The sequence below is a fragment of the Corynebacterium sp. genome (assembly GCF_030530965.1).
Taxonomy (GTDB): domain Bacteria; phylum Actinomycetota; class Actinomycetes; order Mycobacteriales; family Mycobacteriaceae; genus Corynebacterium.
The window spans coordinates 1-13,542 of the sequence record NZ_JAUMTY010000055.1; the positions used below are offsets into that span (position 1 = coordinate 1).

Below are 13,542 nucleotides of genomic sequence, written 5' to 3' on the forward strand. Positions count from 1 at the left end.
CCGGAAAACTGCGCGGGTATATCAGGGTCGGTTGTGAAAACTGCGGGAGAATATGGGCCAAAAATGGCCGAAAATTGGCCATATTCCCGCGCACTTTTATTTTGGGGCGCGTATTCCCCCGCACTTTTCGGGTTCCACGCGGGCTCCAGGTGTAGCTTCCCCGCAGTTTTCTGTGTAGCGGCTCGCGTTTTCGGGCGTCGGTGCGTTGCGCCCCCGGATTCTGTCCGCACCGCCTTCTGTCGTATTGCCCGGGGCGGGGTATCGGGGGATCTATTACGCTGAGCACGCCCGAGCTGCGATCATGGGCGCTAAATCGACTCCAAGTGGGGATCCGCATCGAAACCTGACATCGGGAACGTCGGGTGTCTCATATGAATAGCCAAGCGTCTTAGGACTATCACCTCGTCTGGAGGTGAGGCGCTCGCGCAAGGGTTGTGTTTCGACCGACTGGGATTGACTCTGTCTGTGGGCTAGTTCCTTGGTTGCCATAGCCCACAACTTTCCAGGCGCCACGAACAAAGGCTGGACAACGACCAGAGGATCAGCGGACGGCTCACCTGATTCCGTGGCGACCCGATCTTTCTTTCGTTTTCCCTGGTCTAGGCCACCGTGGTTGGCGTTCCCGTGGTGGGCAACGATGTGGTCAATAGCGGCGACACCTTTCGGATGCTCACCCGTTGCGGCAACGGACGTTGCACCGATACTCGCAGCTAGACGGCTGACAGCATCGTTGGCCGCAGGATCGGAACTGCCCACAGAGTAAAGAACGCGGATCACCGGGGCAGGTGTGTTCCCTGGACCAAGCGTGGTCTCGGGCGCCCGCGCTGAGGAGCCATCGACCAGCACAGAAGCCTCACCATCAGCCCCTCTATCAGCATTGTTGCTACTCCCCGAGCTCGACGTCTCAGGGACCAATCGACTGAAACGCTGTTCTAACACTGCAGCAAGATCGTCGCCCGTCCCCAGACCTCGCGCAATCGACATCGACAGCCCGGAAACTTCCTGCGCTTCCTTCACCTGCGCGGGAACGTCGACACGCGAGTGGAAAGCGTCGGTAAACAGAAGTGGCACGACAACAGCGCGACCGTAACCGAGCTCGGCCAATCGGGCGCTCACTTGCACGAGGTCGGGCTCGGCGTGGTCCAAAAACGCCATGTGAACCCCGAAGCGGCCGGCGATGCGGGATTCGCGGGCCACGGCGTCGGTAATGTCGCGAAGTGCGTGCGTCACGTGGTTATGCCGGCTGCCGTGGGCGAGCAAAATCAATGCGGAGCGCGTTGAACCCGGGCACGCCGATTCCGAGCGCTTCGATGCAGAGTGGTTCACTGTGCTCCCTTTCCTAACGATCGTGGCTGATTAGCGCCTCTACCAGCACATTCATAACTCACATGACTTTCATGTAGCTCAGACCGTCGCGCGATTCGTCTGCTGTGCTTCCCGCGGGAGGACCAAGCCGGCGGCCACGGTATCGCCCGTTTGATCGTCGATAAGCAGGAAAGACCCGATCTTGCCGCCAGGTTGGTAGGGCTCGAATGGGATGGCGTCCCGCGTTTTGATCGTGACGCGCGCGAGTTCGTTGGATTCCAGCGTCGTCACGGGTTCGTCGTTGAATTCGCTGGGGCGCGTGGGGAGCAATTTGCCGGAATCGACGTCGATAATGCCTTGAATATCTGACAATTGGGCTTTGGTGGTGTGCGCGCCGTAGCGGAGTAATAACCGACGACGGACGACGAGCGGACGCTGGCTGGTGTGGACGATGGTGGCCTGGACGGTGTTGGTGGTGTCGGGGTGCGGTGTTCCGGCGATCAGCGCGCCGCGCGACAAGTCGATGTCCGTGTCCAGTTCGACGCTCACGGAGCTGCCGGTGACCGCGCGAGCCGGCGCCTCGACCGGATCACCAGCAATGCTGAGCGTTGTGATTCGGGCGGTGCGGCCGCCGGTGACCGTCACTTCATCACCAACGCCGACGGAACCTGCCGCGATCCGGCCGGCGAAGCCTCGGTATTCGGAGTCGTGGTCGCGGATCACGTAGTCCACCGGCAGGCGAAGAGCCTGCTCAGCGGCGTCGTCGACTGTAGCTGCGTCGTCAATGTTTTCTAATATTTCGACGATGCTGGGGCCGGTGTACCACGGCGTTCGGGCGGACCGTTCCACCACATTGTCGCCTTTGAGCGAGGAGATCGGGACGACGCGGACGTCGTTGAGGTGGGCGCGGTCGGCCAGCGCCGCGACCTGATCCTCGATCGTGCGGAAGGTGGCTTCGTCGTAATCCACCAGGTCGATTTTGTTGACGGCGACGACGACGTGCGGAACGCCGAGCAGCCCCGCGACTGTCGCGTGTCGGTTAGTTTGGCGGACCACCCCGTTGCGCACGTCGATAAGCAAAATGACGACATCCGCGGTGGACATCCCGGTGACGGTGTTGCGCGTGTACTGCTCGTGGCCGGGGCAGTCCGCCAGGATGAATTTGCGCTGGTCAGTGGCGAAATAGCGGTAGGCGACGTCGATGGTGATGCCTTGCTCGCGCTCGGCGCGGAGGCCGTCGACCAAGAGCGAGAGGTCCGCTTCGGCCAGTCCCCGGGCTTCCGACGAGCGTTGGACTGCTTCGTATTGGTCGCTGAGGATCGATTTCGTGTCATGAAGCAGGCGGCCGACGAATGTGGACTTGCCATCGTCGACGGACCCCGCCGTGCAGAGCCGGACGGTGGGGAGCTCGTTATTGGTTGAGGTGGGGGTGGCGTCGGCGACGGCGGTTTCGGCAACGGTGTCGAGCGTGGCGGTTGTGCTGTGAGACATCAGAAGTACCCATCTTTCTTCCTGTCCTCCATGGAGGATTCGGACAATTTGTCATCTGCGCGGGTGGCGCCGCGTTCGGTCGTGGTTGAGCGGCGGATTTCGTCGATAATGTCGGCGTTGGTGCGGGCTTCCGACTCGACCGCTCCCGTACATGACATGTCACCGACGGTGCGGTAGCGGACGGTTTTGGTGACGATTTCTTCGCCGTCGCGCGGGCCACCCCACTCTCCGGGGGAGAGCCACATCCCGTTGCGGTTGAACACTTTGCGCTGGTGGGCGTAGTAAATGGGGGCGAGTTCGAGGTGGCGCGCGTCGATGTAGTCCCAAACGTCGGCCTCGGTCCAGTTGGAGATGGGGAAAACGCGGACATTCTCACCGGGCTGCACTTTTGCGTTGTAAATGCCCCACAGTTCGGGGCGCTGCCGGCGCGGGTCCCACCCGCCGAACGAATCGCGGACGGAAAACACGCGTTCCTTCGCGCGAGCTTTTTCCTCGTCTCGACGTGCCCCGCCGAGAACGACGTCGTAACCCTGGTTTTCAATCGTCTCGACGAGGGGGACGGTTTGGAGCGGGTTGCGTGTGCCGTCGGGACGCTCGTGGAGTTCGCCGCGGTCGATCCAATCTTGAACCTTAGCGACGCGAAGGGTGACGCCGGGGCGGGCGGCGATCGCGTCACGAAACGCGAGGACCTCGGGAAAGTTGTGGCCGGTGTCGACGTGGAGGAGTTCGAAGGGGATCGACGCGGGGGCGAATGCGCGGCGGGCGAGCTCGAGGACGACGACGGAGTCTTTGCCGCCAGAGAACAAAATGGCGCCGCGGTCTGCCTGGCCGGCGGCCTGCCGGATAATGTCGATGCCTTCTGCTTCGAGTAGCGCTAAATGTGCAGGTAAAGAGGACGCGACGCGCGTCGGGGCGGCTGTTGTCATGGGGTTTTCCTAACTGTGGGGTTGGGTGGGTTTGTGGGGTGATGACGAGCGTGGGTTTTGGGGGCGGACGCCGGCGCGGGCTAAACATGCAGGCCGCACTCGGTCTTCTCCTTCCCTTGCCAGCGCCCGGACCGCGGATCCTCTCCCGCTTGCACCCGGGCCGTGCACGTTGCGCACCCGATGGACGGGTACCCTTGTGTCGTTAAGGGATGCCGGATCAAGTCGTGCTCAACGATGTAGTTCTCGACGTCGTCGTCGGTCCAGGTGATGATGGGGTTGATTTTCAGCCGCCCGGCCTTGTCGATTTCCAGGACGGGAGTGTGCGCGCGGGACGGCGCGTCGACACGCTTGAGCCCCGTCACCCACGCGGGGTAGCCCGCCAGCGTTTCCTGGAGCGGCACGACTTTCCGCATGTGGCAGCAGAGGGTGGGGTCGGTTGCGTAGAGATCCTTGCCATAGCGTTGGTCCTGCTCACGGCGGGTGAGATGAGGAACAACCCGAAGAAGCCGGTTCGAATACCGCCTCTCCACGGCATCCGCGACATCCAGCGTCTCGGCAAAGTGGTAGCCGGTATCTAAGAAGACAAGGTCGGCGGCAGGCGCGTACTTCTCCGCGAGATCAGCCAAGACAGTGTCCTGCATGGATAGCGTGACTGCCAGCTTCGGGATATGGTCATGCGCCCACTGCATAATCTCTGCCGCGCTGGCTTTTTCCAGTTCCGCAGAGTAATCGAGAGCCAGATTCAGCATCTCGGCCCGATAATCATTATCGACGTCACCGCCGCCAGATGCGTTTCCATCAGACGTATTTCCGTCCCGCGCATCGACGATGGGGTCTTCGATGCCACGGGTGTGCCGGATGATCGAGGTCTGCGCGGCCTTCTCTGGCCTCCGGGTGTGGGGTGCGGCGTGCTCCGCGCTGCTGGACTCAGGCGCATCCGCCGTCGATAAATGTTCGCCGTGATCCGTTGTCGGGGTGGGCATGGAGAGTCACTCCTTAGTATTCACCGGTATTCACCGCGACAGGGCTCATCTCGAGTAGCTTCCTTATGAAACTTATGAACGCTGCCGATGTGTGGTGGTTACTGCTGGTTTTGTTTGTTTACGTTTCTGGGTAGGTATCCATGGAATTTCACGCTGAAAACATGGCAACATTCCCGACATTCCCAGGCGTATTCGGTTTGCGTATCAGGGAAAAGCAATTCCGAACCACAATAGGGACAGTTATTAACGACGGCCCGATTCGGATTCGAATGGCCTTTCTTTCCAGGAACATCACGATGAAGTTTCGGCGCCTTATCCTCCTCCGGAATATCCGTGTTGTCGGTATACGAATTCGTAGGCGAGTTCATATCAGAATGGTTGCCGACGTCGTTTTTGATTACTGCTGCACTCATTGCAAATCCTCGTCTGGGGCGCGAAGGACCCATTCACGAAACTGTTCACCTTTGTTGCGATCAGCTTTATATCTGGTGACAAGCCTTTCGACGTAATCAGCGAGTCCTGCACTCGTGACTTTGTGACCACGAAGTTTTCGTCCAAAATCGGGGTGGAATCCGAGGGCCCCTCCTAGGTGAACTTGGAATCCTTCAACGCGATTGCCATCTTGATCGGTGACGATTTGCCCTTTGAGGCCGATATCCGCCAATTGCGTTCGGGCGCACGAGTTGGGGCAGCCATTAAGGCTGATTTTTAAGGGAACATCGAGATCGCCTAAACGTTCTTCGAGTTCATCGGCTAACCGAATTGCGCGTTGTTTTGTCACAACGAGCGCAAGTTTGCAGAACTCCAAACCCGTGCATGAAATGATGTCACGTCGAAAACTCGACGGCTTCGCCGATAGTCCCTCATTATCAAGAGCATGAAGCAGATGGGGCACACGACCCGGTTTGACGTCGAGAAATAGGAGTTCTTTATTCGGGGTGGTTCGAATTCGACCCGATCCGAATTTATCGGCGAGCTCAGCCAAGCGAATCAGCTGACGCCCTTCAGTGTGCCCAACCGTAGGTTTGACGCCCACATACTTCAGCCCATCCTGCTGGTCGTGAACACCGATATGATCCCGATAACCTGGGGCAACCGGCGGCTCCACACCGTCACGGAGCGGATGACCGAGGTAGTCGTTTTCCAAAACTGAACGCAGCTTTTCGACGCCCCAATCGGCGACGAGGAACTTCAGGCGCGCGCGGTTACGCAAACGTCGATATCCGTAATCGCGGAAAATGGAGACGATGCCCTCCCACACATCAGGAACCTCGTCGAGAGAAACAAACACGCCCAAACGCTGAGCAAGCATGGGGTTCGTCGATAAGCCCCCGCCTACCCATACGTCGAAACCGGGCCCATGCTCAGGATGCCTAACACCGATAAACGAAAGATCCTGAATTTCGTGTGTGACATCTTGCCGAGAGTTTCCCGAAATTGCAGTCTTAAACTTCCTCGGGAGATTTGAATACTCCGGCTTAGGAAGTCGATTGTTTTTAATCTCCTCGATCGCCGGTGTTGCATCAATAATTTCATCAGCAGCGACGCCGGCCACCGGCGATCCCAGAATGACGCGCGGAACATCGCCGCAACCAAAATTCGTGGACAGGCCCACACTGTTTAGGCGATCCCAAATCTCCGGAACATCTTCGATTCGGATCCAGTGGAGCTGCACATTCTGACGGTCCGTAAAGTCGGCGGTTCCGCGAGCAAAGTCGCGGGAAATTTCACCGATGACCGCTAGTTGCTCCGAATTAACGACGCCGCCGTCTAAACGGATCCTCATCATGAAGTAATGGTCCTGGAGTTCAGCATTGCTTTTGATGCTTGTTTGCTCTCCATCCATATCCTGGCGGCGCTGGGTATAAAGGCCGATCCATTTAAAACGCGGGGCGAGGTCATTCGCCGGAATGGAATCGAACCCCTGGAGCGCGTAAATATCTCGGACGCGCTGGGCGACGGCGACACCGGCGTCTTCGGCCTTGATCTTTTCGTCGTCATTGAGGGCCTCGTGACCATCTACAGCCCACTGCCCTTGAGGTTTCGGCTTTCGACGAGGGCGAGAGCGCCCGCCGGCAGCGCGTCCACCTGCAGTGCGTCCGCCAGCCCTCTGAGCGCGAGGCGAATCAGTCGACCGAGCTGCAGATGCGCCTTTTTCCCGGGTGGGAGTCGCGTCTCTCGTGCGGGACTGGGCGGAATCGTCAACGCCGGTAGCGGAGGCGTCGTGCTGAGCTGCTTCGTTACGGGTGGGGGTTGTCATAGCTTTGTCCTTCGTTTCGTTGTGGCAAGAAGCCGGATTAATTGGGTTACGTTGAGAACTCGGGGTTTCACATCGCAGGGCTATCTGATCGAGTGCCGTTGACTGCCGTCCCGGTTGAGCGAGAGTTTTCCGCCTGACCAGGAATGTCTGGCCTTCATGTGGCGACAATTCGCGGGACCGTCGGCGAGGAAGTCAGGTGAGCATCGGTTCGTCGTCGCTTCCTCGTCGGTCGGAATGGTGGATTATGTACTCCACCGTCCGCGGCAGGGTGATTGTTTCAGCTTCCCCGTGAAAGGACGACCACAACTCTTCGCTTACGAAGCAGTTATTATGTGCCTCACAGGAGCCTGTTTCGCCTGATAAACGGGCTTTTATCCAACCAGCACACTGCCTGACTTCAGAGTTCCGATCGATCCCCTAGTGATAGACCAAGTTGTTTTTGATTGTGCTCAAATTCTAGACCGCTCTGTCTATTTCTTCAACTTTAGAGACATCGTGCCCCTGACACTGAACTAGATGCCTGCTCAGCTGCGACCTCGGGACCACTCGTCTTGATCACTTCTGCCCCGTGCACATTCGCGCGCTTGCCCGACCAGGGATAACGTGAAGAGGACTCGCTACGTGAGCCAGCGTCGTTAAACGTCGTTAACCGGTTTGAACTGCGCTTTTCCTCTCGAGACTGTGCGTATTGCCGAGCCCAATTGCCTGCGATCATCCCAAAACCAGCAGCTAAGACGACCGCTTCCCACTGGGATGCGTGACCGACACCGAGAGCATCGAGCAAAACCTTGACATTCAGCCCAACGAGCAGCACGCCGACCGCGCCACCGAGGACCGACGCATTGACTTTTCCGGCGAGCCACGCGGCAAACGGAGCGGTAACAATCCCGCCAATGAACAGGCCTAATGCCGGCGCAGCGTGGTGCTCAACTTCCCTGCTCAACACCGGTATGAAGCCCAGCGTTGCCGCGGTGGCGACGAGAAACTGCGCGGCCAGGACCGTCCCAACTATCCGCCTCGGCTCGCGTTTTCCGGCCGCCATCAGCGTCGATGTGGTCATCGTTCCCCAGCCGCCGCCGCCCGTGGCATCCAGACCGCCGACCACCAAACCAAGAATGCCGAGACGCTTCGGGCCCCACACTGTCTTCGCTTGAATCGTGACGAGCCCGATGAATCGCAAAACGATGAACGTTCCCAAAGCGACAAGAATCGCGGCGGTCACCGGACGCGCTGCTGACGCGCTCGCCTGGCCAAGAACACGCGCTCCAACAAACGCTCCGAACGCGCCCGGAGCACCCAGCGATAGAGCCAATTTCCAGTCGACATTTCCCATTTTCCAGTGGCTAAGCCCCAGCGCAAGGGTGGTGCCCACCTCGACGAGGTGAACAATTGCCGACGCCGTCGCGGCCTGCACGCCAGTAAACACCAGCAGTGTTGTTGAGGTAACCCCGTAGGCCATCCCCATGCTCCCCTTGACCAGCTGCGCACCAACGCCGATCAGGAGAAAAATAATTATCGCTTCCATGGGTTCGCCTTCGCACTACGTTGTCTAAGTACCGTCAGCCTAAAATAGACCGAGCGGTCTAGGTATTGAAAGCGAACCTACCCCTCCCCGTTCACGACGTCAACATTTCCGCGACACAGTGTCCCCCCGGTTGATTGACCTGGATGTACGGACGTGCGAGCGCAACTAAGAGTCGGAGCACGGCCCTGTCCCTAATCCTTAACCTGGCGGCCGGCCTTAACTTTGGTGTCCTCTACATCCCCAATACCCCGACATCAATGCCGCAGTGTCAATACTTCGGGGTTGATCCCAGTAATAGGGATATCGGTCCAAAGTTCCGATCCCCGACTCACATTCAGACGGAAACGTCTCCGCCACAAAACTCCGACATGACATATCCCCCGCCAGCCCCGGGCCAACTTCAGCAATTCCCAATTCCACCTACAGGATTTAGGTCCTTACATGTTGGCCCGGGACCCATCAGGCCGGCACACTAAGCGTCTCCTTTTGAAGCTGCCACATAGCTACCAGAATGCGAAGCTTCCTGGCCGTCTGACGCTGACGGCTTCGGGTCCACAGCATAAAGCTCGTCACCTGACGTAACCTCGCTGGGCAACGAGTGGACCAACCGATGCAGAGGGCCTACACGTCGATAGTTACTGACAACGACCGGGGTCGTAACTTCGTACCCGGCTCCAGTAATCCCGTCAATATCGAATTCGCCCAAAACTTCACCGGCTTCGACAACATCACCTTGTTTCTTGTGAGGTGTGAAGTACTTACCTTTTAGATTCACAGTATCGAAGCCAATGTGCATCAAAATATCCAATGGTTTTCCATCTTCGCCTTTACCCCGAACGGCGAAAGCGTGCCCAGTCGGAAATGCCACAATAATTTTCCCGCTGATCGGAGCCACGAGTTTTCCTATCGACGGCTTAATTGCCACGCCCGGGCCAAGTTTTCCTTGGGCAAACATCGGCTCGCTAATGGATGAAAGTGGAGATACTTCTCCGGAAAGCGGAGCATAAACCGTTGTTGCATTTTCCGAAGGCGTATCCGCAGCATCGTCGTCGGCAGCCTCGGAGGCCATCGAACCCGTCGGGATGGCTGCATTGTTGCCGGCTCCGACATCAACTCCATCGGGAACATCGGGGTCGATCGTTCCTTTTCGGACGAGGGAAAACTTCCCATAGCTGAAAGCCGCAATGAAGGAAAGTACGAAGGTAATAACTGCGCAGATCAAGAAGTTGCCCCAGTCACCGGCGCGCATCGAAACCACACCGACGAAACCGGCAGCACCTAAAGCCATGGCCTTCACATTAAACAGGGCGATGAGCGCGCCACCGATAGCTCCGGCACCCATCCCGATATAGAACGGCCAGCGCAAACGTAAGTTAACACCGAAAATAGCTGGCTCGGTAATACCGAATACAGCCGAAACTCCCGACGCACCTGCGAGACCTTTTAATTTTTCGTTCTTCGCGAGGAAGAAAACAGCTAGCGCGCCCGCACCTTGAGCAATGTTTGCCATCGATGCGATAGCAAAAATAAACGATCCGCCTTGGTTCCATAACATCGTCTCGACGGGTGGGAAGCTCTGGTGGAGACCCGTGATAACAATCGGAGAGTAAATCAGGCCGAAGATGAAGCCACCGATCGGGCCACCAGCGTCGTAAATATTTTGTAGTCCGATGGCGAGCTCATCACCGACCCACCGCAACGCGGGGCCGACGGCAATAAAGGTCACAAAACCGGTGATCAACAGGGTAAGAAGGGGCGTGACCATAAAGTCGACGGTGCCTTTAAGTCGCTTGTGGAACGCCTTCTCGATGGTTGCCAAAATCCAAGACACCGCAAGCACAGGAAGTACGGTTCCCTGATAGCCCGCCTGAGCAACGTGCAATCCGAAGAGATCCCAATATTGCATGGACCCCTTATCAATGGCCTCGGCGACGTCATAACCGTTCACGAGAGTTGGCATGACCATGGCCATACCAATGCCGGCGCCCAAAAACTCGTTACCGCCGAAGCGTTTAGTCGCCGTGAAGCCCACCAAGACAGGCAAAAATGCGAAAGGAGCGGATGCAAGGAGATTTATCATCTCCGAGACTCCGCTAATTTGTGGATACATCGCGACTAACGAGCGCGATCCGAAAAGCCCTTCGGCAGTCAATACATTGTTGAGGGCCATGAGCAGACCCCCGCCGACCAGGATCGGGATGAGAGGAACAAATATGTCGGCGAGAACTTTTACTCCCCGTGTGAACCAGTTGCTTTTCTCAGCCGCAAAGTTTTTCAGTTCCTCTGTCGTCACGGAAATATTCTTGGAGGTAAGCTTATCCAGTTCGCTGAATACTTCATTTACGTCCCCGGGGCCGACAATAATCTGGAACATTCCCCCGGTCTCAAAGGTCCCTTTTAAGTCGGGGTCATTATCGAGGGCTTGGGAATCCACCGCCTCGGTATCGTTGAGAACCATTCTTAGCCGAGTAGCGCAGTGAGCTGCAGCCACTATGTTGGATTCGCCACCGATAGCGTTGAGAACCCTATCGGCAACCGCCTTGTGATCCACTATTTCTCCTATTCATCCCTGCCAAAGCTAGTGACGATCACTACCTGGTATTACTGCTAAAAAGATATCTACTTGTTTTGCTGAAACGTGCCGAGCCATCCTTTGCTCTAAAGCGTTTACTTATTATTATTCTGAATTTAAAAATATGACCTATACACAGGAACAAAGTGCTCCTGTTAAGAAGTCACTAACACTCGTTAACAGTAACAGATGCTGCAGACGAAATATTGATGGCTTATGAGGCACGTTTTTTAGACGCACGGGACATTTATCTGCACAGACAGATCTTGGTAAGACAAAGATCTCTAGGAGAGTTTCGCACGGCCGTGGGATACGTCACGCATAACGGGGATATATCACGAATTTCTGAGATAAATGATGCATCCGGAATGAATCGGGGACCCTTGTAAAAATCAAACACCTCTGAGATATACCCCGAAAAACACTCAGACATCAGCCGCACTCGAAGTGCTATCTAAAAACACAGCTCAGTCATTTTTAATGGAGTAAAACAAGGCGCAGTAACGTCGATCACAAAATAGCTTCGTCTAATGCATGAAAGAACGAAGGAATCGGACCACGCAACCGATCACATCGGGCTCGTCTCTTCGCGCAATTCGCACCAGGTCTCCCCTTCCGAAGGATAGACCACCGACGACAGCGCTATTTGCCCTCCACCAGCTAAAACCTCTAACGTGCAGCCGTCGACGACTATCGACGTCGCGCCTTGCGTGTATTCCGTATCAACATCAGCCACCCGCACATCACCATTAATCTCGACCGATACCCTGCTACGTCCAACGTCAATCCGTGCTGCTTGGTTGCCGCCCGTGTCGGTAAGGAACACGGAATGCACCGCGTCACTATCGCTCGGCGCAGCGACCTCACGATGTTGCACCCAAAACGGTCCGTAATTATTTACCGTCGCAGCCTCGGCTGCACATGAACGTATTGTCCCGGCGTCCGGCAGGAACGACTGAACCAGCCGATGATCCCGCAGCACTACACGACGCGGCATCGTTAGCGAATGAACCCATCCCGCGGCTGACACCGTGGGCGCATCATCGGCATCGGGAAGCCCCATCCACCCCAGCATGACGGCAGAATCCCACGCGCCAGAATCCTGCCGTGGCCGGCGTCGGTAATAAGCACTCTCTGCCGAGCGGGAATTATCAACCGGACCACTCTGATCGTTGAGAGAATCTTCCGTAACTACATCAGTTTTCTTATTACCTTTCTGAAGGTCAGCAATACACGATCCATCCGTGAACTGCGGAGCATAAAAAGTGTGACCATAATCGAGCTCCGAAAATCCCCGAATTACAGAAAACGTCGTTCCTTCAAGCTTGCCGACGATGTAACCGCACTGATCACTACTCGCGTAATGACGAACCCCATTGATCCGACGCTCAGAAAGCCCCTGCGGGCACATGACTAGAACGTCCAAATCCTCTCCTGTGCTACGGTCATGCATCCGGAAGAGGTTTGGACACTCCCACATATAGCCACGCGGAAGAATGTCTGGCGCGGAACCGGGCTGCGCAGATTTTACGTCGAAAATAAGCTCACCTTCGTAAGCCCAGTGAACTAAATCGTCGGAACGATACAAAGCAATCCCACCGGTGAGATCATTTCGCTGCGCACCAATGACCATTCGCCAGCGTCGTTTTCCCCCATAATCTCGTGTCACCATCGGGTCACGGAAATGCTCGGTAAACCCCGGGGCAGGACCATCGATCACCGGATTTTCTGGATAATGTCGAAACTCCATACCAACAACCGGATCATGTGTCGCGCGAACCAAGTTTTGACTTGTACGGCGACAGATTTTTCCATTGTCCACCGGAATCTTGACATTTCCCGTGTAAAAAATCGCTAACGAATCCTTATTGCCTTTGCGGTTTCCCCCATTTTCATTAACGACGACAGCATTTCCGGAATAACACCCCTGCATATCATAGGAATGACCCGGATACAGAGAATCGGGATGGTGAGTAATCCGCCATGCATTCTTCCCAGCAATAGGTACGGACGCATGGCCCCAGCCGGTGCGTTTAGGAGTACGAGGAAAAACCGGGTCGTGCTGATAAAAGATGTGGAGTGTGTTGCCGACGATGCACAAACCATTCGGGTCGTTCAACCTGCCCTGGAGAGGGGTGACATGCAGAAAGGGGCGCATCGAATTGGCTGTCATGGCACCTATGGTAGCGGTTTGGCGCTGTAGGTTGACCTTACGTATGGGGGTTGCATCCGATGATTGATCGCCACTAATGGTGGGTCAGCGCCGGAAATACGAATCGATGTCCTTTAGGCGAGGCCGAAGTGCATGATTTCTCGAAATTGTGAAAGTGATTGTGGTTAAGGTGGCTCCATCGGGCCATTCTCGAGCCCAGATACCTTCGTTATAGGAAAAGTGCTGGGGTATATCGGGCGTTCCTGAGAGAAATGAACTGCTCCCCATTAGTTGGACTGAGAAATCAGACCCCGACTAGCAGGGAGCA

At 56.5% G+C, this 13,542-nt stretch carries 9 protein-coding genes; all 9 read right to left on the reverse strand.

All coding sequences use genetic code 11. The features are described 5' to 3' along the window. Positions 1-273 precede the first annotated feature (273 nt). Complete coding sequence (locus tag Q3981_RS09075; RefSeq protein WP_303125471.1) at positions 274-1,326, reverse strand: sirohydrochlorin chelatase; 1,053 nt, start codon at positions 1,324-1,326, stop codon at positions 274-276. Between the two features lie 78 nt (positions 1,327-1,404). Further along, entirely contained in the window at positions 1,405-2,796 is a 1,392-nt protein-coding gene (locus Q3981_RS09080) for a sulfate adenylyltransferase subunit 1 (protein ID WP_303125474.1), read from the reverse strand. Beyond that, positions 2,796-3,722: a sulfate adenylyltransferase subunit CysD gene (gene cysD, locus Q3981_RS09085; RefSeq protein ID WP_303125476.1), complete on the reverse strand. Its 927-nt coding sequence runs from the start codon at positions 3,720-3,722 to the stop codon at positions 2,796-2,798. Before cysD ends, Q3981_RS09080 begins: the two co-directional genes overlap by 1 nt. Before the next feature lie 80 nt (positions 3,723-3,802). Continuing rightward, positions 3,803-4,705: a phosphoadenylyl-sulfate reductase gene (locus tag Q3981_RS09090; protein WP_303125478.1), complete on the reverse strand. Its 903-nt coding sequence runs from the start codon at positions 4,703-4,705 to the stop codon at positions 3,803-3,805. A 98-nt stretch (positions 4,706-4,803) separates the two neighbouring features. Then, positions 4,804-5,118 carry a hypothetical protein gene (locus Q3981_RS09095; protein ID WP_303125480.1) on the reverse strand — a complete coding sequence of 105 codons (315 nt, stop codon included), beginning with the start codon at positions 5,116-5,118 and terminating at the stop codon, positions 4,804-4,806. After that, complete coding sequence (locus Q3981_RS09100) at positions 5,115-6,965, reverse strand: nitrite/sulfite reductase (RefSeq protein ID WP_303125487.1); 1,851 nt, start codon at positions 6,963-6,965, stop codon at positions 5,115-5,117. The genes Q3981_RS09095 and Q3981_RS09100 overlap by 4 nt, the downstream gene beginning before the upstream one ends. A 484-nt stretch (positions 6,966-7,449) precedes the next feature. Beyond that, positions 7,450-8,490: a sulfite exporter TauE/SafE family protein gene (locus tag Q3981_RS09105; protein ID WP_303125489.1), complete on the reverse strand. Its 1,041-nt coding sequence runs from the start codon at positions 8,488-8,490 to the stop codon at positions 7,450-7,452. A gap of 472 nt (positions 8,491-8,962) precedes the next feature. Then, on the reverse strand, positions 8,963-11,041 hold the full coding sequence (locus tag Q3981_RS09110; protein WP_303125491.1) for a sucrose-specific PTS transporter subunit IIBC: 2,079 nt from the start codon (positions 11,039-11,041) through the stop codon (positions 8,963-8,965). 589 nt (positions 11,042-11,630) lie between these two features. After that, complete coding sequence (locus Q3981_RS09115) at positions 11,631-13,235, reverse strand: glycoside hydrolase family 32 protein (protein ID WP_303125493.1); 1,605 nt, start codon at positions 13,233-13,235, stop codon at positions 11,631-11,633. Between the last annotated feature and the right edge of the window lie 307 nt (positions 13,236-13,542).